Genomic DNA, 20,926 nt, shown 5'->3' on the forward strand with positions numbered 1-20,926 from the left:
GAGAGTGAGAGAAACCTCAGTTCTCTTCGCCTTCGGCCAACAGCGCAATCCCGCCAATAATCACCGCCACCCCCACCCAGTGCAGCGGGCTGATATGTTCCCCCAGCCCCAGCCACGAACCGAGCAACACCACCACAAACACCAGTGAACTCAGCGGGAACGCCAGGGACAGACTGCTGCGCCGCAGGATCAGCATCCACACGAAGAACGCGCCGATGTAGCAGGCTATGGCCGCCAGAATGCCTGGGTTGCGGGCCACCTCACCCAGCCACTGCCAGTTGAAATCCATCTGCCCCAATTGATTACCGGCCACTTTGGTAAACAACTGGCCAGCGCTTTCGGTACAGATCAGCAAGGCCCACAACACCACGGTGCCGAAGCGCCCGTGCAGCCATCCGGTATTCATCGTTTGCGTACTCATGCCTGACTCCCTGCAATGGCCACCAACATCACACCCAGCGTAATCACCAGCGTGCCCATCCAACGGCGGCGGCTGACGGTTTCGCCCAGCACTACCTTGCCCGCCAGTACCACCCCGCAATACGCCAGCGCCGCCGCTGGAAACAACAGGCTCAAAGGCGCACGCGACAGGGCTTCAAGCCAGACGAAAAACTCGACGACATAGGCGCCGATCCCAGCCCAAAGCAACGGCGCATTAAACACCTGGCCCCAGAACGCGTTCAGGCGGAAACCGCCGTCCAGCTCCGGTAAACGGTCCAGGCCGAGCTTGAAAAACAGTTGGCCGACCACATCGAGCACGATGGAAAACGCCACCAGCAACACCACAGTCAACGTCACGCAAACAGCTCCTCAAACAGGTCGATCAGGGCTTCATTGGTCGCCGCATTGCGCTGCAGATCCTCTGCGCTCCAGCGCTCGGGCGGTGGCTGGTCGGACTTGGCCTCCCAGCGCTTGAACGCATTGCTGAACACCGGTGTGGCGAACTCGCCGCACACGTCGATACCGATGATGCGTTTGCGCGCCGCCAACGCCCGCAGGGCTTGCAGCAGGTGGGTCAAGCGCATGCCGCCCTGGTCCCAGTTGGTGGCCGCGTCTTCGCTGGCCAGCACATCCTTGTCGAGGGTGATCCAGATCGCTTCGGTGGGCAGGCTGCTGATCATCTGATCGAGGAAAGCGGCCCAGTCCAGCTCAGCCAGGTTGCGCCAATGCAGGTGGTCTTCGCGCTGCTGATGGCCGGCGCCATCCCCCACCCGGCCCCAGACTTTCGACGGCGGATGCTGCCAGGGAAACAGCTGCAAGTGCCCGCGCTTGAGCGCCCCGAGGTTGCCGCCACGCAGTTGTGGGTTATGCAGGTCATCGCTGCACGGGCCGAGGGTGACGATGCGTTTGATCGCCGGCATTTTCAGCGCACGGTTGACCCATGAGCCACAGTGACGCTTGGGCGCAAAGCGTACCCAGTCGGGGTGGTTGTCGAAGTGGATCAGGCTGATGGGTTCTTTCAAGTCGGCGAGAAACGCCGGCGTCAGGTGGTGATAATCGCCGGAGCCGACAAACAGGATTTCCGGCCGCGCATCCTTAGGCCGAGGCCGCAGGGCCAGGCGTTCAGCGAAGCGCTTCCAGGTTTTTTCGGTAGACCACAGGCGCAGCTTGGGGCCCAGGTCCAGCAGGTCGATACGCGTGGCACGGCCGCTGGCCAAACGCCGGGCAATCGGCGCCTGGCCGGTGAGGCTGTGGTCGAGGTCAAGAATGTTCAAGGCAGTGTTCCCCTAAGGCTTTAGGGGGTCAATGCAAGGGACGGGCCAGCGTTTGTCTTGAGGACAGCGAGTAACCCATGTGGGAGCGGGCTTGCTCGCTCCCACAGTTTGATCTGTGCCTGGCTTTAGGATTTGGCTTCGCTGATGATCTGCCGAATCGCGCCCACAAATGCCTCGGCTGGCTGGCCACCGCTGACGGCGTACTGATCGTTGAACACAATGGTCGGCACCGAGGTCACGCCACGGGAGATCCACAGCTGTTCCTGTTCGCGGACGTCGGCGGCGTATTCATCGGAGGCGAGAATCTCGGCCGCACGTTTGATATCCAGGCCAACGCTTTCGGCGATGATCGCCAGCGTCGCATGATCGGACGGGTCCTGGCCGTCAGTGAAATACGCCTTGAACAGCGCTTCCTTGAGGTTGTACTGCAAGCCTTCCAGCCCGGCCCAATGCAGCAGGCGGTGGGCGTCGAAGGTGTTGTAGATACGGCTCTGACCATCAGTGCGAAAAGCAAAGCCCAACGCAGCCCCCATGTCGCGGATTCGCGCACGGTTTGCCTGGGATTCTTCGGCGGTGGAGCCGTATTTTTCGGTGATGTGCTCGACGATGTTCTGGCCCTCGGCGGGCATGTTCGGGTTCAGCTCGAACGGCTGGAAATGGATCTCGGCCTGTACTTCGGCGCCAAGCTGGTCGAGGGCTTCGGTCAGCCCGCGCAGGCCGATGATGCACCAGGGGCAGGACACGTCGCTGACGAAATCGATTTTCAGGGGAGTACTCATGGCAGGCAACCTCGCTGGCTTGAATGGGCCGCAAAGGTTGCACGATACACCAATGTCACAGCAGCTTCGAAGGCGCGACCGGGTCAATCTGCGCCCAGTGCGCGGCATCTTCACGATGCGCTTGCAGGTACGGCAACACCGCCGCCAGCAATGGCGCCTTGAACGCCTCTTGAAAACGATGGGCCAAGCCAGGAATCAGCTTCAACTGGCTGCCCTGGATATGCGCCGCCAAGTGCACGCCGTGCATCACCGGTAACAGCGGGTCGGCCGTGCCATGCACGACCAGGGTTGGCACGCGCAACTGGTTGAGCAATGGCACCCGGCTCGGTTCGGCAAGGATCGCCATGATCTGGCGCTTCACGCCTTCTGGGTTGAACGCTCTGTCGTAGGACAGCGCCGCCTGATGCAGCAACGCCTGGCGATCATCCTTCACATTCGGGCTGCCCAGCGCCGCCAACAGGTCCGCCTGCTGCTCCAGCGCCACTTCTCGATTGGGCGCACTGCGCCGTGATAACAATTGCACCAGCGCCGCATTCGGCGCTGGCAGGCCTTCGGCGCCAGAACTGGTCATGATCAACGTGAGGCTCTCGACCCGTTGCGGCGCCATGGCCGCCAGGTGCTGGGCGATCATGCCGCCCATGCTCGCACCCAGCACATGGAATTGCTGGACCTGCAAAGCGTTCATCAAGCCCAAGGCGTCGTCGGCCATGTCGGTCAGCGTATACGGCGCCGCCACCGGCAAGCCGAGCTTGTATCGCAGTACCTCAAAGGTCAGGTTGGCGCCCGCCGGCGCCTGGCGCCAGGTCGACAGGCCGACGTCACGGTTGTCGTAGCGGATCACCCGGAACCCCTGTTGGCACAGGGCGACCACCACTTCGTCCGGCCAGTGGATCAACTGCCCGCCCAGGCCCATCACCAGCAACAAGGCAGGGTCGGACGCACGACCGATGCTCTGGTAAGCGATGCTCACCTGAGCCAGGTCGACCGTTTGGGTCGGGACATTGACGTCACATCGAGAAGCCGCAAAAGACGGCAGGCCGAACAGTAAAACGGCCAGTAAAAACAACACGCGCATGAAAAACACCGAAACGCAGAACCCCAGTAGAACGCGAGTCTGATGAAGTTTGTTCAAGCGCGCTGCCACACTTCCATGACAGTTTGATGAAGAGTGCCCGGCGGTCATGGTCGACACGCGTTTCAACATGAGACAAACTCACGCTATCCGCCTTCGTTACAATTTTTCCTCATGGAGAGCCCGTGCTCGAAATCCGCCATCTCAAGACCCTGCACGCCCTGCGCGAGGCTGACAGCCTGGTCGAAGCCGCAGAACGCCTGCACCTGACGCAATCGGCGCTTTCCCACCAGTTCAAAGAGCTGGAAGAGCGCCTGGGCATGCAATTGTTCGTGCGCAAGACCAAGCCGCTGCGTTTCACCAGCGCCGGCTTGCGCCTGTTGCAACTGGCCGACGCAACCCTGCCCTTGCTGCGCGGCGCCGAGCGGGACATCGCGCGCTTGGCCGGCGGCACTGCGGGGCGTTTGCACATGGCGATTGAATGCCACAGCTGCTTCCAGTGGCTGATGCCGACCATTGACCAGTTCCGCGATGCCTGGCCGGAAGTCGAGCTGGACCTGGCGTCCGGTTTTGCCTTCGCGCCGCTACCGGCCCTGGCGCGCGGCGACCTCGACCTGGTGGTGACCTCCGACCCGCTGGAACTGCCGGGCATCACTTATGTGCCGCTGTTCACCTACGAAGCCATGCTAGCAGTGGCCAACCAGCACGCGCTGGCGAACAAGGCGTACATCGTGCCGGAAGACCTGCTGACCGAAACGCTGATCACCTACCCGGTGGAACGCGACCGGCTGGACATCTTCACCCGCTTCCTGGAACCGGCCGACGTGGAACCCGCTCAAGTGCGCACCTCGGAACTGACAGTGATGATGATGCAACTGGTCGCCAGCGGACGTGGCGTGTGCGGCATGCCGCATTGGGCGCTGCATGAATACAGCTCGCGCGGCTACGTGAAGGCCAAGCGCCTGGGCGAGAAAGGCTTGTTTGCGACGCTGTACGCGGGGATTCGCGCGGACATGCTGGACGCGCCGTATATGCGCGATTTTTTGCTGACGGCCAAGGACACGTCGTTTTCAACGTTGGATGGGGTGAGTGCGGTTCGCTGACTTAAGAACACTGCGATCCCGTGTGGGAGCAGGCAAGCCAGCTCCCACATTGAACATCAGTGATCTTCCAGTTCGCGCCACATGTGGATCTTGTCGAAGTATTCGATGCCGACGCGCACCGCCAATGGCTCCAGGCCGTATTGGATAAAACCGCAGCGTTGGTACAAGGCAAACGCCGCGTCATTACCGGCCGTGACGGTCAGCTGGATCACCTTGAGGCGCGGCTGTTTGCGCGCTTCTTCCAATGCCGCCTCGACCAACTGACGGCCCAGCCCTTTTTGCTGGTGGGCCGCGTTCACATACATGCCGAACAGCGTCACCTTGTGCCGCGCTTTCTCTCGCGCTTCAAACGCCAGGCCGACAATGCCGGCCAGTTCATCCCCTTCGAAAGCACCGAGCAGCCGGTCCAGCGGACTGCTCAAGCGTTTTTCCCACCCGCTCAACGGCATCGCGGCACGCTCCGCCACGCTGGAGGTGAACGCCTGGGGATAGGCGCCATAGGCCTCAAGCATCAATGCACGATAGGCCTCGGCGTCATGCGTCCCCAGCGTGCGAACCATCATGCGTTCAGGGACGAGCGGTAAAATGGCAGGATCAAATCGCGCGTCAAGGGCGCCAACTGCAGGCCTCCGTCGCCGGCAGGGTCAATCCAGCGTACCTCTTCGATTTCGGCGGCGGGGGTTACCACAACGTCGATCTGCACCTGGAACAACTCGGCTTCCACGGTGAACCCCGGCTCGTTGGCGGCCGGCGCCGTGAACGTCCCGAGGTACACGGCTTCGCTCGGCTCGATACGCAGGTTCAGCTCTTCGTGCAACTCACGAGCCAAGGCCTCGGCGGGTTGCTCGCCAGCGTCGATCTTGCCGCCGGGTTGCATGAAGGCCTGGGTGCCGCGCTTGCGCACCAGCAGGGTCTGGCCGTCAGCGCCGATCAGGAGGGCAGCGGCGATGCGGATCGTGGAGGTCATGAAAAGTCGTCCTTGGCGGTAAAGGCCGTAAGGATCACATGCGCCCGGGCACACCGCAATCAATGTGAGCGCTGGCTTGCCTGCGATAGCGGTTTGACTGAAGCCAGCTCCCACATCCTTTAACGCGCTCAGCCGGGGGGCGCAGTTTGCTCCTTGATAAACAAGCTGTAGCGCGCGCCTTCCATGGCCTCGAACGCAATCAACTTGTCCACCAACGGCAGGTTCAACACCTTGCCGGCGTTAAGCAACAGCATGCCGTTGTCAGCATTGAGGTTGCGCGCCAGTACCATTCCCTCCTCCAACTCGCGGGTGCCAAGGACTTTGACGCTGGGGTCGCCCAAGGTCACGTCTTTGAGGTAGATGGCGCAGACCATTACAAAATCTTCGACCATCACCGGGTCATACAGCCGCCCAGCGTATTTTCGGATGTACAGCAGCGCCTCGTCGCTGTTCATCTGCCGCTCCAGGATCAGACCTTTTTGCAGCTCAATAAAATCCACCGCAAGTTTCAGCAGACGCGAGCCGGCGGGAATCGCTTCACCCTTGAGGTGGTCAGGGAAGCCGCTGCCGTCCCAGCGTTCCTGGTGATGGCGGATCAGCCGCGCGGCATCCTTCATCGGGTCCAGGGTCATCAGCAGTGATTCACTCTGGGTGGCGTAGGCGCGATAGCGTTCACGGTCGCTGCCGTGCAGCAGGTCCGAGGGTGAAGCCATCATGCTGTCGCTCCAGCTCAGCTTGCCGATGTTGTAAAGCGCGGCGGCCATGGTCAGGTCACGGTTGCTGGCCTCGTCCACACCATGGGCCACACACCAGGTGCGTACCAGTTCGATGATTTGCCGATTGGTCTGCTTGGCGCGGGGCAGGCGCAGGTTGGCCAACAGCGAGAACACCTCCGTGCCGGTGGCGTAGCTGTGCTTGAGTTCTTCGTAGGCCAGGTCGAGCATGTCGGCGGTCTGTTGCAGCTCGCTGGTACGCGAGGCCACACGTTTTTCCAGGGTGGCGTTGAGCTGCTTGAGTTCATCGTTCTGCTGCTGGATCAGTTGTTCGAGGCGCAGGCGTTCAAGCTCGGAATGCTGGTGGGCCAGGGATTGGCGCAGCGCCAGCAGTAACTCCTCATCTTTCCAGGGTTTGCTCAGGTAGCGGTAGATCTCGCCTTCATTGATGGCTTTGACGATCAGCGTCAGGTCGGTCTCGCCTGTCAGCAGAATGCGCACGGTGTGGGGATAGCGCTGGTGGACATGAGCCAGCAGCGAAGCACCGTCCATGTCCGGCAGGCGCGCGGCGCTCATCACCAGGTCGACGGGTTGGCTGGCCAGGATGACCAAAGCTTCGGCAGCGCAAGTGGCGCTGTGCAGGTCGAAAGGTTCCAGACGCAACAGGTGCGTGAGGCTGTGGAGAACCTCCGGATGCGCATCAATCAACAGCACCACGGCGCGGTCGGTATCGGTGAACGTAACTGACTCTCCCATGAGACACCTCGGATCGTCGGTGTGCGGTCCTTAGGTTGGGGTGTGCCTTCCTGGCCATTACTGAGTAGTTTAGTAGGTTTGGTAAAAGGTGATAGCTTTCCGACATCAACGCATAAAAAAGCCGCTCCGGAAACCAGAGCAGCCTTCGAGGGGAAACCAACATGCCTCACGCTTCAGCGTTTTTCGGGCTCGAACCAAACGAAGCAAAACGCTTGTTGAACCCGGCAATCCGGCCTTCGACCTGGGTCTTGCGCTGTTGGCCGGTGTAGATCGGGTGCGAGGCGCTGGATACGTCCAGCGGGATGTAGGGGTAAGAGTTGCCGTCGCTATGGGTGTGGGTGCGGTCGCTGTCGGCGGTGGAGCCGATCAGGAAGAACACGTCGGCGGCGGTGTCGTGGAACAGCACGGTGCGGTAGTCGGGATGGATACCAGCTTTCATAAGGCCTCCGGGGCATCTGGGTGCTTTTGATGCGTTATACAGTAACATAAATCATGCACCCAAACGAGAACCGATTGCAATAAGGATAGGCCTGTAGCTTCTATGCGGCTTCCTTGAAGTCCATTTCCGGTGGCTGTCGAGAGAAACCGCGGGTGAGGAAGCCCAGGTAAACCACCCCGATCGCCAACCACGCCAAGCCCAGGTAAATCGCCAGGTGATCGAGGCTGACCATCAGCCATAAATCCGCCAGCAGGCCGATGGCCGGGAATACCAGGAACAGGATCAGCTCACGCACACCCCGTTGCTTGGCGCCGATCCAGTAATGGAAGATCACCGACAGGTTCACCAGACTGAACGCCAGGAAGGCGCCGAAGTTGATAAACGATGTGGACGTGGTCACGTCCAGCTTCAACGCCAGCAGCGCCACCACCGCGCACAACAGGATGCTGTTGACCGGTGTGCCAAAGCGCGCATGCAGGGAGCCAAAGAACGACTTGGGCAACACGCCGTCGCGGCCCATCGCAAACAACAAGCGCGAACCACTGGCCTGGGCCGACAGCCCCGAGGCGAACTGGCCAACGATCAGGCCGATCAGGAAGATCGACACAAACAAGTCGCCACCGATGTTGCGCGCGATTTCATACGCCGCCGAATCCACATTGGTGAATTCGAAAGACGGGTGCGCGATCTGCACAAAGTAGGACACCGCCACGAAAATCAGCCCGCCAATCAGGGTGATCAACATGATCGCTCGTGGGATGGTGCGGCGCGGGTCGCGGGTTTCTTCGGTGAGGGTGCTGACCGCGTCAAAGCCCAGGAATGAATAGCAAGCGATGGCCGCGCCGCTCATGATCAGCGGAAGTTGCATCTGGCCGTTGAAGAACGGAGCGGTCGTCCATAGAGGCTTGCTAGCATCACCACCGATGTAGTGGATGCACAGCGCCACAAACGCAATCAACACCAGAAACTGCACCAGCATCAGCAAGGCATTGATGCCGTTCGCCAGCTTGAGGCCGACGATATTGATGGCGCTGGTGATGCCGATAAACGCCAACACCCAGATCCACTGCGCCAGCGCTGGGAACGCTGAGTTGAGGTACGCCGCACCGATCAGCCATATCGCCATGGGCAGGAACAGGTAGTCGAGCAGCACTGCCCAGCCGGCGATAAACCCCAGTTTCGGGCTGATGGCTTTGCGCACGTAGCTGTAGGCGGAACCGGCGACCGGAAACGCCGAGGCCATGCGCCCGTAACTCATGGCGGTGAAGAACATCGCCACAAGCGCTGCCAGATAAGCGGCGGGGACCATACCCGCAGTGGATTGCGCCAGGATACCGAAGGTGCCGAGCACAATGATCGGCGTCATATAGGCGATGCCGAACAGCACCACCGACCCTAATGACAGGGTGCGTTGCAAATGAGCCATGAGCGATTCTCCGCGAAATTATTAGATTTATGGCAGAACTTAAGTCGATGAAGCCGTTGTCGTTTTTCTTATGTCGATCGTAGTGAGCGGGCTTAAGGAATCAGCAGTTCGCGCGTGCCGTCAGTGTGCTCGATCACCTCACCCGGCAACTTCAAGCGCTGGTCATCCAGGTAGCGGTAGTCCTTTCGCGCCGCTGCCAATTGGTCGAGATCCAGCTCGACCGTGAATTGCCCTTCGTCGCGCCCGGCTTCAAACAGCAAGGTACCAAACGGGTCCACCAGCGCACTGCCACCGGCAAACAACAATCCGCCATCCCCCTCTTCCACTCGGTTGACCATCAGCGCAAACGCCTGGTTTTCCTGGGCGCGCGCCATGATCGCGGTGCGGTGCGTGGGGCCGTACGGGTCCATGTTGCCGTTGGTGACGATCAGCAATTCGGCGCCCAGTTGCGCATTGGCTCGGGCGGTTTCCGGGAACTCAATGTCGTAGCAGATCAACAGACCGACGCGCACACCGTTCCAGAGGCAAGTGGCGTAGCGATCGCCTGGGGCGAATACACCGCGATCCGAGGCCCACAGATGGGTCTTGCGATAACGCAGGGCGATGCCTTCGGGGGTGATCAGCAAGGTGGTGTTATAGAATTGGCCGTCGTCGCTTTCGGCCATGCCGATCACCACGGCGATATGGCGCGCGCGGGCGGCCTGGATCACAGCCTGCACGGTAGGCCCGTCCAGCGGTTCAGCGATGTCAGCGACGGTCTCGGCGCTGGGGAAGCCCATCAGGTGGGTTTCCGGGAAGACGATCAGTTGCGTGTCCGCAGCCGCTGCAGCGATCGCCGCCAAGGCCCGCTCAAGGTTGTAAGCTGTACCGTTATCACGGCCCGCCAACTGGGCAAATTCGACCTTCATGGGTATTCCTCGTTCTGTGTACGTGCCGCAGTATGCGCAGGCGCAACCGGCCAGGGAATCACGCGGCGGGGGTAACCCGATAGGGGTAGAACAATGACCATGTCATTGCAAGACATCGCCTGGCACCGTTCGGTGGGGCAAATGATAGACGCCCTGGACCAGCCCAATTTCTGGACCCAGCTTGTCCGCCTGCTGGACCAATACGTGCCGTTCGACAGTTGGGTGGTATTGCTGTTCAGCAGCGAACACCGCCCGCTGGTATTCGCCGAATGCCCAGGCGTCGATGGCACACCGGATCATTTGTTCCAGGACTACCTCAACGGCCTGTACCTGCTCGACCCCTTCTACATCGCCAGCCGTGAACACTCGCGCACCGGGCTGTTGCGCCTGGCCGAAGTGGCGCCGGAGCACTTCGAACTCACCGAGTACTATCAGCGCTACTTCCGCCTGAACGTGGTGGCTGATGAAATCCAATTTAATTGCCAGCAGCCGGATGGGCGTACCCTGTGCCTGTCACTGGGCTCCAGGCAGCGCTTTGACCCGGCGCAGATTGCCCTGCTGTCGTTGATCCAGCCCTGGGTGCTGGGCCTGCTGCGCCAGCGCCTGCCCTTTGAACTGCACCAGGTCAGCGCCCCGCAGCCGCCGGTCCAGAATGATGAGTGGGGCGCGCAACTCACCGCCCGCGAGCTGGATGTGGGCCGTTTGATGCTCAGCGGTTGCTCCAGCAAAGAAATCGCTCGTAAGCTGGAAATCTCTGTTGAAACCGTGAAAGTCCATAAGAAACACATGTACAGCAAGCTAGGGATCAAATCCCAGTCAGAGCTGTTCTCGATCTTTCTACAGGCGCAAAACGCCTAGCCGATGAGTCCGAATTCAGGAAACCCGTATGAGCCTGTCGCTACTGAGTCGTTACGCTTTCTTTGCCGTGTGCGTCATTTTCACCCTCGCCAGCCTCCCCTTTATCGAACATGAATGGCTGTGGCCGATCACGGTGGTCACCGGGGTGTTGAGCCTGATCGGGATTTTCGACCTGCTGCAAAGCCCCCACGCCGTACGCCGCAACTACCCGATCCTGGGCAATATCCGTTACCTGGTAGAAGCCATCCGCCCGGAAATCCGCCAGTACCTGCTGGAGTCCGACAGCGACGCCCTGCCCTTCTCCCGGGCCCAGCGTTCATTGGTGTATTCGCGCGCCAAGAATGAATCTGCCGACAAACCCTTCGGCACCTTGATCGACGTGTACCAGTCAGGTTTCGAATTCATCGGCCACTCCATGCGCCCCGCGCCGCTCAGCGACCCCAGCGCGTTTCGCGTGATGGTTGGCGGCCCACAGTGCACGCAACCGTACTCGGCGTCGGTGTTCAATATCTCGGCAATGAGCTTTGGTTCGTTGAGCGCCAACGCAATTCGCGCGTTGAACCAAGGTGCCAAACTGGGCAACTTCGCCCATGACACCGGCGAAGGCAGTATCAGCTCCTACCACCGTGAGAACGGCGGCGACCTGACCTGGGAATTGGGCAGCGGCTATTTCGGCTGCCGCACCAGTGACGGCCGTTTCGACCCGGAACGTTTCGCCGTGCAGGCGCAGAATCCACAAGTGCGCATGATCGAAATCAAGTTAAGCCAGGGCGCCAAACCCGGCCATGGCGGGATCCTGCCCAAGCACAAAGTCACCCAGGAAATTGCCGATACCCGCGGCATCATGATGGGCGAAGACTGCATCTCGCCGTCGCGCCACAGCGCGTTTTCCACCCCTATCGAACTGATGCAGTTCATCGCCCAACTGCGCGAACTGTCCGGCGGCAAACCGGTAGGCTTCAAGTTCTGCCTGGGTCACCCGTGGGAATTCATGGGCATCGCCAAGGCCATGCTCGAAACCGGCATCCTGCCGGACTTTATCGTAGTGGATGGCAAGGAAGGCGGCACCGGCGCCGCGCCCGTGGAGTTCACCGACCATATCGGCGTACCGCTGCGCGAAGGCCTGCTGTTTGTGCACAACACCCTGGTGGGCCTGAACCTGCGCGACAAGATCAAGCTCGGCGCCAGCGGCAAGATCGTCAGCGCGTTCGATATCGCCAGCGTCCTGGCCATCGGCGCCGATTGGGCCAACTCGGCGCGCGGCTTTATGTTCGCGATCGGTTGCATTCAATCGCAGAGCTGCCACACCAACAAATGCCCGACCGGCGTTGCTACCCAAGATCCATTGCGTCAACGTGCGCTGGTGGTCCCGGACAAGGCCCAGCGCGTATTCAACTTCCATCGCAACACGCTCAAAGCGCTGGCGGAAATGCTCGCCGCCGCCGGCCTCGATCACCCCTCGCAACTGTCGGCCAAACACCTGGTACGACGTATGTCGGCGACTGAGATCAAGTTGTTCTCGCAGTTGCATGTGTTCCTCAAGCCCGGTGAATTACTGACCGGTGAAGTGAACGGTGAGTTTTACTCGCGCATGTGGCAGATGGCGCGGGCGGACAGTTTTGAGGCGCAGGAAGTCGTCGCTGCCTGATAACCCTCCTTCTTGAGCCTGCCCGTGCCGGGCAGGCCGTCGAGACATTCAGTAATACCCAACCTTTGCAATTGCTTACAAATACCGCCAACCTGCGCCCGCCCGACGGGTGGCGTGCGCCAACGCCCACGCCTGCCTGTCTTTAATAAACATTTCGTACAAGAGCCCGCTGCCATGTTGAACGGACGCGACCCGCGCATCGATTTTTTTCGGGGCCTGGCGTTGATCTTCATTTTCTGGGATCACGTCCCCCACAACCCGCTCGGCCAGATCACGCTGCGCAACTTCGGCTTCAGCGATGCGGCTGAGGTGTTTGTATTTCTCGCCGGCTACGCGGCGGTATTGGCCTACGGCAAGATCCTGCAACGCGATGGCTATTGGATTGCCTCGCTGAAAATCCTGCGGCGTGCCTGGGTGTTATATGTGGTGCATATCTTCCTGCTGGCGATGCTGATGGGCATCGTGTTCTTCGCCAACAGCCACGTGGAAACCCGCGACCTTGTCGAAGAGATGGGCCTGACGCACTTCGTCACCCAACCGCAGCAAGCGCTGACCGATGAGCTGCTGCTGCGTTTCAAACCCAACCTGATGGACCCGTTGCCGCTCTACATTGTGCTGCTGGCAGGGCTGCCGCTGGTGTTGCCGTTGATGCTGCGCAATACCTGGGCAGTGGTGGCCGTGTCTACGACGCTCTACTTGCTGGCGCCGTGGATGGGCTGGAACCTGCGGGCGATTGCCGATGGTGTCTGGTACTTCAACCCCGTCACTTGGCAACTGCTGTTCATACTGGGAGGTGCGGCGGCGCTCTACAGCCGACAAGAACGGCCGGTGGACACCCGGCCACTGCGCCGCCAGCCGATGTTTGTCGCGGCAACGATTTATGTGTTGATGGCCGGCGTGCTCACGCTGTCCTGGCGCTGGCCGCAGATCCACGATGCGCTGATGCCGTCGATGATCAGCGACCTCATCTACCCCATCAGCAAGACCGACTTATCACCGCTGCGCCTGCTGCACTTCCTTGCCCTGGCTTATGTCACCGCCAAGCTGCTGCCGGGCCGTGGCTGGACCGAAAACTGGCTGGCGCAACATACCTGTCGCATGGGGCGTTATTCGCTGGAGGTGTTTTGCCTGGGCGTCGTGCTCGCGCCGTTGGCGGACATGATCAATGCCATGGCCGGGGATGCCTTGGCGATTCAATTGCTGACCGCTGTGGCCGGTGCTGCACTGATGGGGTTGCTAGCGCTGTGGCTGGCGTTCAACAAGCGCCTGGATCAGTCGCTCAAGGCAAGCGTGCACGCGGGATAGACTGGATGACCCGCTGCACGCAGCGGGCCATTTGTGGCGTCAGGCCGAACGCACCGGCGCCGCAGTCGCGTTGTTCGGTTGCAGCTTGAACACGTAGAACAGCACCGTCAGCAGCACCAGGAAGGCCGGCCCCACATACAACGCCACGCGAGTATCCGGGAAGTACGCCATCAGGCCCACCACCAGCACCAGGAACGCCAGCGCCAGGTAGGAACTGACCGGGTAAAGCCACATGCGGTACTTGAGACCGGCCTGCTCAGCGGGACTCAGGCTTTTGCGGAATTTGAGCTGGGCCAGCAGGATCATCAGCCAGGTCCAGATCGCGCCAAAGGTAGCGATGGACGTTACCCAGACGAATACTTGGTCCGGCACCAGGTAGTTGAGCAGCACGCCCAGCAACAAAGCAAAGATCGACAACAACAGCGCCTTGCGCGGCACGCCATTGCTCGAGGTGGTGCCAAAGGTGGCCGGTGCCTGCCCGTTCTGCGCCAGGCTGTAGAGCATGCGCCCCGTGCTGAAAATACCGCCGTTGCACGACGACAGCGCCGCCGTGATCACCACGAAGTTGATGATGCCCGCAGCGGTCTTGATGCCCAAGCGCTCGAACGTCATCACGAACGGGCTGCCCTGAGTGCCGATTTCATTCCACGGGTAGATCGACAGAATCACAAACAACGCACCGACGTAGAACAGCAGGATGCGCCAGAACACCGAGCCGATAGCGCTTGGAATCGTCTTCTGCGGGTTGCGTGCTTCACCGGCGGTGAGGCCGATCATCTCGACGCCCAGGTAGGCAAACATCACCATCTGCAGCGACATCAACACGCCTTGCACGCCGTTGGGCATGAAACCGCCATGGGCCCACAGGTTGGAAATACCCAGCGCCACGCCGTTGTTGCCAAAGCCGAACGCGATGATGCCGACGCCGCCGATGACCATCGCAATGATGGTGACGATCTTGATCAACGCGAACCAGAATTCGAATTCACCGAAGGCTTTTACTGCGATGAGGTTGATCGTACCCATGCTGATCAGTGCCGCCAGGGCCCAGGTCCAGCGCGGCGTGTCTGGGAACCACACGCCCATGTACACAGCCACGGCGGTGATCTCTGCAACGCACGTTACCAGCCACAGGAACCAGTAGTTCCAGCCGGTGAGAAAGCCCGCCAACGGGCCGAGGTAATCCTGGGCATAACGGCTGAACGAACCGGCGACGGGGTTGTGCACCGCCATCTCACCGAGCGCACGCATGATCACCAGGATCGCCAGGCCACCGATGATGTACGACAGCATGATTGCCGGGCCGGCCATTTCAATGGCCTTGGCCGAACCGAGGAACAGGCCGACACCAATGCAGGCGCCTAGGGCCATCAGGCGAATGTGCCGCTCGCCAAGTTCGCGTTTGAGCGGACCGCCTTGAGCGGTCTCGCCGTGGGGCAGTGGGTTGCCGACTGGCATAAAGGTACAACCTCATTTTGTTATTGGAGTGTCCGCCGTGGAGCAAGCTTGGCGGGCGTGCAGTATAAAAAGCGGGGCTTAGAGTGATTCACTATAAAACACGAAAAATTCAGTGAAACAAACCGCAGAAATGCCATTTGGCAGGGGCATTATACCTGCCTTGAGCGTAAAAATGCCTCAGCGACGCCATCGTCTACCCGGGCGCCGGCCCGTTTGATCGGCCGGCTGCTCAAGCGTGGTTATGTGATCGAGGCCCAGACGCAGTTCTCTGCCGAACTGTTGGAGTACGCCCACAAAGGCCTGTTCGTGCCCTACGCCGAAAAGAGCCACGCCGAGTTGTCGATCACCGATTGCCGTGCCGTGCCGCTGTATCAATACGTGTATCCACAGCAACTCTACGAGCGTTTCACCGCGATTCCGCCGCTGGTGGTCAACCGTTTGCTGTTTATCGAAAACCGCGACCTGCTCGACCCCGCGCCCCCCCAGGCCAACCCTGCCGTGGACTGGCCACGCTTTGCCAGGGCTGCGTGGTCTCAGGTGGCCAAGCGGCTGCACCTGCCGGGGCAAAGCGCCGGCGGCAGTACCCTGGCCACGCAGTTGGAAACTGCGTATGTTCGCGCAGAATGCTCTGATTGATGCGCCGTTGTTGCAGGCCGCCTTGAGCGCGCCGTTGGCCTACCGCGACTGGCAATTACAACCCACCGTCCAGCCGATCAATACCAACAAGGGCATCAGCGTCGCCCGCAGCCGTCTGGCCGCCTTGCTTCAACGTCCGCTCTACGACTTGGACCGCGTATCCGCACCATGCTGGAGATCGAGGCCTTTCTCGACATCCATCAGCGCTGGCAGGCGCTCGGCTATCCGTTCGATCACTTGCTACCCTCACTGGCCACCGCGATTGGCAGTTCCGGCGACCGGGCAGTCACAGCCAGTGCATGAGCCCGGGCTGAGCCCACGCGGGATCGCCTCAATGCGATTCAGTCAGAGAACGTTCAGGCCCACGCCTGTCCGCTGGCGAGCGCGCTTGCCACGGGATCAGTCGAGGCTGAAAAACAGACGACGTGCCATGGCCAATCCAACAGGCGAGCGATAAATCTCCAGCGTCTGTTGCGCCCGGCCGCCCTGCCCGAGGCGCATGCGCGCAAAGGCCTGGGCTTCGAACTCAGCCTGGGCCAGGCGACCCAGGCGGTTCTGTTCGGGGCTTTTGATGTGGCCGAAGGTGTAGTGATCGTCAGGCCCGTGACGACTGGCGTAGTGAAAATGCGCAAAACACAGCGCGCGGCCGGTGTGGATGTCGTTCACCGCGTACACTTGCAAAAAATCATTGCGGCGCCCACGCAGCGGCACCCGTTGTCCCTGCCGGATGATCTTCACTTCACCCTGCTGTTGCAAAAACGCCACGTCATTGACGCTGCGTAGGTTATTGCGGCTGGCGCGGATGCGCGCGTCCAGCCCGGCCGCGTCCAGCCGCGCCGCGGCCAGGCGCAACTTCGCCTCGGTATCCTGCGCTTTGCTGCGCTGGACGTTCTCGAGTCGCACGATCGTCCGACCGCTCAGTTTGTGCCTGATAGCCTCGGCCGCCAACGTACGGCTACGCCCCTGAGCCTCCAGCAGTTCCTGAAGCGACGCCGCATCGTTGGCCCGAGCCATCATCGCCTCGACATTGGCGATGGCCCTGTCCTCATCACGCAGCAGAACGTCCGCTTTTTTCAACAAGGCCCCCAGTTCTGGATCAGGACGCACGGGGGGTGGTGCTTTCAACTGATCCCAAACGCCATCGTCGGCCTGGGTGAACGAACCGATCACACCGCCCGCAGCGTCATGCAACTGGGCTGTCTCGACGCTCATGGGTTCCGGGCTCAGCCGGGCCACATAAAGGTCGCGATTGCGGGTAAGAATGATTTTCCCACTTGACTGGCCAGCCGCCTCAGGACGGGGTTTGATCACGCGGCGCGGCGCAGGTTGCAGCAACTGCGCCAAGTCCTGTTGCGCCTGGTGATGCAGGGATGCCAACAGTTCCTGGAGTTTTTGCAGATACGGCAGGTCGAATTTATCCGGCTCCATGGCGCGCCAGAATTCGATGCGATCATCGGTTTGTGCGTAGACCCGATCAATGCTCTCGAGCAGTTCGATGCGTTGTTCATGGCTGCACTGCAAGTGCTGCAAATCGACCTGGGAGCGACTGGCCAAACGGGCGCGGTCGAACGTTTCATTCATGTCATCGATAAAATCATCCTTGAGCAGCGAACCACGCACATCAAAGGCGGCACTCCAAAGCGTGGTCAATTGCAACGTTTGCAGGTCGAGGATCGACGGACGTTGCGGCATACGCAGGGTTAACACGCGCGCCTTGTCACGTCCCAGTCGCGGGACCTGGCGCAGTTCTTCAAGGTAGCGCTCTTCTATCGTGCGCCAGTGAATCGCGCTGCCATGCAGGGTCGCCAGCTCACGCATGATCTGTCTCAGCTCGTCATGAAACTGTGCTTGCCTCGTCTCCTCCAACTGCTTCAACACGGCGGGCAATTTATTCGTGACCCGCTGAATGTGTTCACGGCTGACGACGTCGGACAATTGTGCGGCGAGGACAATCGACTCCACTATCTGACTCAGTTCTTCTTCGTATCGCGGGCGTGGCGCCAGTTCCCGCAGGCGCCTGAGCAACCTCAGTTCCTGCAGCAAATACGCCACCTTGCCGTTGAGCTCCTTGATGTAGCGGTCGCGGAATGCGTTGAGCATTTTTTCGTCGGCGCCGCTGTTGGGGTTTTTGAGCAGGTCGTACGCAACTTCCGCTGCCTGTTGCGCGCGCGTGCGATTCTTGATCGCATGCTGGTACTGAGCTTCCAGGACACTGCGGTCCACGACAGGCTCGCTCGGCTCCTGGTCCGCGCCCCCGCTGAGGCGCAACTGCAGATCAATATCCCACAGGCCGGCACCGATGAGTTTCAACCAGGGCCCGAGCCGGCTCCCGTCAGAGCTGATCACACGGGCCCGCCCCCGTTGCAGGCGCACGGCGAACACTTGGCCGCGCACCAACGCCTTCCACTGCGTGGGCGCGCGCGCGGTGTCATGCCACAACCCCTGCCAGGGTCCGCTTTGCTCGGTAAAGCCCTGGGGCCAGGGCTTGCCAACGGTGTTCAGGCTAAACCCTTGCAAACGCGCCTGCAGCGGCGGCGTCAGAACGTCACGCGCATTGGCCCAAGCGGCCGGTACGCTGAAGTTCACCGGCGGAACGTGATAGGTGGGCGGCAGCGGGCTCGGCTCCTGGGCGGCCAGAGGGGCGAACACCGGGTGTTCCAGCAGCAGATGCTGGCGCGCGTCGTGGGGCGAGGCCTGGTGCGCGAGGATTGCCATCAGGTTGGCAAGCACGTCCATGACGGCGGCGTTACGTGTCTGGTCGTCATCGCTTTGCAGGCTAGGCATATCCTGCCGGGCACTGTCGAGCACCTGCACCAGCCAGCCCGCCAACATCACCGGGCCGCCGAGCAGCGGTTGCAAAATACCGAACAACAGCCAGCCAACCTGCTTTACGCTGGCCCAGCGCTGTTCAGCGTTCGACACGCTTTGCCGATCCGCTTGGGCAACCATAGCCTGGGCAGTGGCGGCGAACACTTGGTGCGCGGGGTCGTCCACATTGATCCGCTTGCTCAATTGCGCAGGCCCAGGCGCCTCGAACGCAGTGAACTCATCGCCCGACAAAAAACGCCGCACATGAGGTTCGCGAAAACCGCCGTGGGCATACACCGCCTGGCGCGACGGGTCGAGCCAGTTCAGGACGCTGGCCTGCAAATCGCCAGGCGCCTGTACGGCCGCGAACAGGGCATCGAGGCTGGGGTATTCGAGCAGCAGCGGAACGCACAAGGGCCGGTACAACAGATGCGCACCTTGCTGGCCTTGCTCCGGGCCGATGATAAACATATTCGCCACCTCGTCCGGCGCGGCGTCGCGTGTTGCCTTGAACGCCAGTGGCCACATCGCCACGGCTTGCCCGTCCACCAGGCGTTGCGCCCGCGTGTCTTGCAGCGCCGCCAGCAGCCGGCGAAACCCCTGGAAGGTCAGGCCGTGCAGGCCGCTCACCTGCCACTCCAGCGCCTGCATGGGCAGTTGGATGCGCAGTTGCTGACTGAATAAGCGCCGGCGGCGCGTCGCTTGCACCGGGTCGTCGACCAGGGTTTTCTTCAACAGCGCAGGGTACGTCTGGCCCACATCGGCGTTAGTCACACACGTCTTGAGCAGGTTGTAGGTCAACCACGCGGGCGCCGGTTCCCCCTTGAGGCGGATGCTTTTCGCGGTATAGGGAAACCCGGCAAGGTTTTCCAGGGCAAGCTGCGCCAAGGTGACGGTAATTGACTGCACTTGCCCGGCAATGAAACCGCCCGGCACCGGCACGGCGGCGGCGATGACTTTGTCAAAGCTCACACTGATCGCAGAGGGTTCGAGTGTGGCGGTTTTCGGGTCGTTCTTGAGACACGCCTGCAACTGCTGTTCGGCGTATTCCGGGAGTGCGGGAATATCATCCAGAAAATGCTCTGTTCCGTTTTCCTGCCGGGCCAGCACCTGGGCCTGGAGCAGACGCGCGTAGGCGCTGCAGGTTTGTCCGTCGACGTGCAGCAGCCACAGCGGCAACTGATCGCGCAGCTGTTGCTGACGGGGGCTCAAGCGCGGAATGAACCAGCGCTGCACATCGGTAATGGTCCTCAGCAGCGCCTGATAATCCTCGACGGCACGTGGCACCGCGAGATCCAGGCTGGCGATTTCCCGCAATTGGCGCTGCAGGTAACTCGCCGCCAATTCATCGAACGGGTCGCTCACGACCTCGACAGCGAACCAATCCCCGGCAGCGCCCGGCAATAACGGGCTGGCATAAGCCGGCAACAAGGCCTGCACCGCTTGCAGGTTATCGAGCACCTGCACGCCGCTGGCCGGGCTGAACAACACCACAGGCCCCTGCCCTGCGGGGCTGAGCACCAGCAACGGCAGCATCTGCACGGGCTCGTTCCTGCCACGCCGCAGATGCAGGGTCTGTACCCGCAGCGCAGGGCCAAGAGCGCTCCAGTGGCGATTGGGTCGCTGCCGATGCAGGCCCGACTTGGGCAACACCTGGGCATACCGTGCCTCGCTCATGCCGGGCGGGCGCGGGGAATCGTAGAGCAACCCCAGTAATTCGTCGGACAGATACCCCCAGCGCGTCCTGTTCACCGGCAGCGATTCATTCCACCAGGCTTGCAAGCGCTGGGCGAAGCGGGTGAGCAATAGGGCGCCGCATTGATTGATCAGCCGCTCCACGGTCGCCAGGCTCGGACCTGCGACGGTGTAGGTTTCACGGGTGCGCTGCGCGACCACGTGGTAATCCGCGGCCAATAACGTCGGTTGCGCCGCCGCCAGACGCTCCAGCAACAGTTGCGGCAGGCTTTTGTAGCGATAAGTGGTCGGGGCGGTTTCGATCTCCGGAAACCCCAGATAAATCAGCCCGGCAGCGTTACGGTGTTGCTCAGCATAGGTGTCCAGCCAGGCCTGGGCGCAATCCTGGGCCACGACGAACAGCGTGGGCGGATCGGCGAATAGGGTCAAGACCTGCTCGATATGAGCCTGGCGTAGCGACAGTGGAGCATCGACAGTCATGGTGCGTTCTCAGTCAGGGATTGAGCGCAACCCTAGGCGGGAGCGGCGGCGCGCGGGCACTAAACAATTACCCCTGGCCTGTTCACCGCGGTACCGGCGGGCTGCCCGTATGCCGCCGTCTGTGAAGCCCAGGGCGAAACGCGCTAACTATGTAACCCCA

The 20,926-nt window shown here is 61.2% G+C and carries 18 protein-coding genes and 1 pseudogene; 6 read left to right on the top strand and 13 right to left on the bottom strand.

Annotated features, from left to right (window positions below; translation table 11 throughout):
- Nucleotides 1-16 precede the first annotated feature (16 nt).
- The 5 genes from AACY36_RS01010 to AACY36_RS01030 form a co-directional block, all read right to left on the bottom strand.
- A complete protein-coding gene (locus AACY36_RS01010) occupies nt 17-421 on the bottom strand; it encodes an EamA family transporter (protein ID WP_339417821.1) in 405 nt (134 codons plus the stop codon).
- Nucleotides 418-798, bottom strand: a complete 381-nt coding sequence (locus AACY36_RS01015) for a transporter (protein ID WP_339417819.1) — start codon at nt 796-798, stop codon at nt 418-420. The genes AACY36_RS01010 and AACY36_RS01015 overlap by 4 nt, the downstream gene beginning before the upstream one ends.
- Nucleotides 795-1,715, bottom strand: a complete 921-nt coding sequence (locus AACY36_RS01020; RefSeq protein ID WP_339427117.1) for an arginase — start codon at nt 1,713-1,715, stop codon at nt 795-797. Before AACY36_RS01020 ends, AACY36_RS01015 begins: the two co-directional genes overlap by 4 nt.
- 125 nt (nt 1,716-1,840) lie before the next feature.
- Nucleotides 1,841-2,494, bottom strand: a complete 654-nt coding sequence (locus tag AACY36_RS01025) for a DsbA family oxidoreductase (protein ID WP_339417816.1) — start codon at nt 2,492-2,494, stop codon at nt 1,841-1,843.
- Between the two features lie 55 nt (nt 2,495-2,549).
- Nucleotides 2,550-3,569 (bottom strand): alpha/beta fold hydrolase, encoded by a 1,020-nt coding sequence (locus tag AACY36_RS01030; protein WP_339417814.1) that lies wholly within the window; start codon nt 3,567-3,569, stop codon nt 2,550-2,552.
- Between the two features lie 182 nt (nt 3,570-3,751).
- On the opposite strand from AACY36_RS01030, the gene metR reads away from it, so the two are divergent.
- The gene (metR, locus tag AACY36_RS01035; protein WP_049709781.1) at nt 3,752-4,669 is read left to right on the top strand and encodes a transcriptional regulator MetR; all 918 of its coding nucleotides are present in this window, start codon (nt 3,752-3,754) and stop codon (nt 4,667-4,669) included.
- A gap of 56 nt (nt 4,670-4,725) precedes the next feature.
- On the opposite strand, the gene AACY36_RS01040 is transcribed toward metR, so the two are convergent.
- From AACY36_RS01040 to AACY36_RS01065, 6 genes are all read right to left on the bottom strand, one after another.
- Nucleotides 4,726-5,232: a GNAT family N-acetyltransferase gene (locus AACY36_RS01040; protein WP_339417813.1), complete on the bottom strand. Its 507-nt coding sequence runs from the start codon at nt 5,230-5,232 to the stop codon at nt 4,726-4,728.
- Nucleotides 5,229-5,636 (bottom strand): NUDIX hydrolase, encoded by a 408-nt coding sequence (locus AACY36_RS01045; RefSeq protein ID WP_339417811.1) that lies wholly within the window; start codon nt 5,634-5,636, stop codon nt 5,229-5,231. The genes AACY36_RS01040 and AACY36_RS01045 overlap by 4 nt, the downstream gene beginning before the upstream one ends.
- A gap of 128 nt (nt 5,637-5,764) precedes the next feature.
- On the bottom strand, nt 5,765-7,105 hold the full coding sequence (locus AACY36_RS01050; protein ID WP_339417809.1) for an HD domain-containing phosphohydrolase: 1,341 nt from the start codon (nt 7,103-7,105) through the stop codon (nt 5,765-5,767).
- Between the two features lie 166 nt (nt 7,106-7,271).
- A complete protein-coding gene (locus AACY36_RS01055; RefSeq protein WP_339417808.1) occupies nt 7,272-7,544 on the bottom strand; it encodes a type B 50S ribosomal protein L31 in 273 nt (90 codons plus the stop codon).
- Nucleotides 7,545-7,644: 100 nt separating this feature from the next.
- Nucleotides 7,645-8,970: an APC family permease gene (locus AACY36_RS01060; protein WP_339417807.1), complete on the bottom strand. Its 1,326-nt coding sequence runs from the start codon at nt 8,968-8,970 to the stop codon at nt 7,645-7,647.
- 92 nt (nt 8,971-9,062) lie between these two features.
- Nucleotides 9,063-9,878, bottom strand: a complete 816-nt coding sequence (locus AACY36_RS01065) for a carbon-nitrogen hydrolase family protein (RefSeq protein WP_339417806.1) — start codon at nt 9,876-9,878, stop codon at nt 9,063-9,065.
- A 93-nt stretch (nt 9,879-9,971) separates the two neighbouring features.
- On the opposite strand from AACY36_RS01065, the gene AACY36_RS01070 reads away from it, so the two are divergent.
- The 3 genes from AACY36_RS01070 (at nt 9,972) to AACY36_RS01080 (ending at nt 13,689) form a co-directional block, all read left to right on the top strand.
- Nucleotides 9,972-10,736 (top strand): helix-turn-helix transcriptional regulator, encoded by a 765-nt coding sequence (locus AACY36_RS01070; RefSeq protein WP_339435860.1) that lies wholly within the window; start codon nt 9,972-9,974, stop codon nt 10,734-10,736.
- Nucleotides 10,737-10,764: 28 nt separating this feature from the next.
- Nucleotides 10,765-12,384, top strand: a complete 1,620-nt coding sequence (locus tag AACY36_RS01075; RefSeq protein ID WP_339496684.1) for an FMN-binding glutamate synthase family protein — start codon at nt 10,765-10,767, stop codon at nt 12,382-12,384.
- Nucleotides 12,385-12,558: 174 nt separating this feature from the next.
- The gene (locus AACY36_RS01080; RefSeq protein WP_339417800.1) at nt 12,559-13,689 is read left to right on the top strand and encodes an OpgC family protein; all 1,131 of its coding nucleotides are present in this window, start codon (nt 12,559-12,561) and stop codon (nt 13,687-13,689) included.
- A 39-nt stretch (nt 13,690-13,728) separates the two neighbouring features.
- On the opposite strand, the gene AACY36_RS01085 is transcribed toward AACY36_RS01080, so the two are convergent.
- Nucleotides 13,729-15,147, bottom strand: a complete 1,419-nt coding sequence (locus tag AACY36_RS01085) for an amino acid permease (protein WP_339417799.1) — start codon at nt 15,145-15,147, stop codon at nt 13,729-13,731.
- A gap of 179 nt (nt 15,148-15,326) precedes the next feature.
- Between AACY36_RS01085 and AACY36_RS01090 the strand changes: the two are divergent.
- Both AACY36_RS01090 and AACY36_RS01095 read left to right on the top strand, forming a co-directional pair.
- A pseudogene (locus tag AACY36_RS01090) lies at nt 15,327-15,943 on the top strand (transglycosylase domain-containing protein); the annotation flags it as partial.
- Between the two features lie 8 nt (nt 15,944-15,951).
- Nucleotides 15,952-16,086 carry a hypothetical protein gene (locus AACY36_RS01095; RefSeq protein WP_339417861.1) on the top strand — a complete coding sequence of 45 codons (135 nt, stop codon included), beginning with the start codon at nt 15,952-15,954 and terminating at the stop codon, nt 16,084-16,086.
- 96 nt (nt 16,087-16,182) lie between these two features.
- Here AACY36_RS01095 and AACY36_RS01100 read toward each other — a convergent pair whose 3' ends face one another.
- Nucleotides 16,183-20,766, bottom strand: a complete 4,584-nt coding sequence (locus AACY36_RS01100; RefSeq protein ID WP_339417797.1) for a hypothetical protein — start codon at nt 20,764-20,766, stop codon at nt 16,183-16,185.
- Between the last annotated feature and the right edge of the window lie 160 nt (nt 20,767-20,926).

It is taken from the genome of Pseudomonas sp. EA_15y_Pfl1_P101 (assembly GCF_963970835.1).
GTDB classification, from domain to species: domain Bacteria; phylum Pseudomonadota; class Gammaproteobacteria; order Pseudomonadales; family Pseudomonadaceae; genus Aquipseudomonas; species Aquipseudomonas tritici.

Bases quoted from the DNA above. Each gene is read 5' to 3' on its own strand.
- AACY36_RS01010 (WP_339417821.1), bottom strand. From the start codon at position 421: ATGAGTACGCAAACGATGAATACCGGATGGCTGCACGGGCGCTTCGGC.
- AACY36_RS01095 (WP_339417861.1), top strand. From the start codon at position 15,952: ATGCTGGAGATCGAGGCCTTTCTCGACATCCATCAGCGCTGGCAGGCG.
- AACY36_RS01060 (WP_339417807.1), bottom strand. From the start codon at position 8,970: ATGGCTCATTTGCAACGCACCCTGTCATTAGGGTCGGTGGTGCTGTTC.
- AACY36_RS01080 (WP_339417800.1), top strand. From the start codon at position 12,559: ATGTTGAACGGACGCGACCCGCGCATCGATTTTTTTCGGGGCCTGGCG.
- AACY36_RS01085 (WP_339417799.1), bottom strand. From the start codon at position 15,147: ATGCCAGTCGGCAACCCACTGCCCCACGGCGAGACCGCTCAAGGCGGT.
- AACY36_RS01070 (WP_339435860.1), top strand. From the start codon at position 9,972: ATGACCATGTCATTGCAAGACATCGCCTGGCACCGTTCGGTGGGGCAA.
- AACY36_RS01040 (WP_339417813.1), bottom strand. From the start codon at position 5,232: ATGATGGTTCGCACGCTGGGGACGCATGACGCCGAGGCCTATCGTGCA.
- AACY36_RS01055 (WP_339417808.1), bottom strand. From the start codon at position 7,544: ATGAAAGCTGGTATCCATCCCGACTACCGCACCGTGCTGTTCCACGAC.
- AACY36_RS01050 (WP_339417809.1), bottom strand. From the start codon at position 7,105: ATGGGAGAGTCAGTTACGTTCACCGATACCGACCGCGCCGTGGTGCTG.
- AACY36_RS01075 (WP_339496684.1), top strand. From the start codon at position 10,765: ATGAGCCTGTCGCTACTGAGTCGTTACGCTTTCTTTGCCGTGTGCGTC.
- AACY36_RS01065 (WP_339417806.1), bottom strand. From the start codon at position 9,878: ATGAAGGTCGAATTTGCCCAGTTGGCGGGCCGTGATAACGGTACAGCT.
- AACY36_RS01100 (WP_339417797.1), bottom strand. From the start codon at position 20,766: ATGACTGTCGATGCTCCACTGTCGCTACGCCAGGCTCATATCGAGCAG.
- AACY36_RS01030 (WP_339417814.1), bottom strand. From the start codon at position 3,569: ATGCGCGTGTTGTTTTTACTGGCCGTTTTACTGTTCGGCCTGCCGTCT.
- AACY36_RS01045 (WP_339417811.1), bottom strand. From the start codon at position 5,636: ATGACCTCCACGATCCGCATCGCCGCTGCCCTCCTGATCGGCGCTGAC.
- AACY36_RS01025 (WP_339417816.1), bottom strand. From the start codon at position 2,494: ATGAGTACTCCCCTGAAAATCGATTTCGTCAGCGACGTGTCCTGCCCC.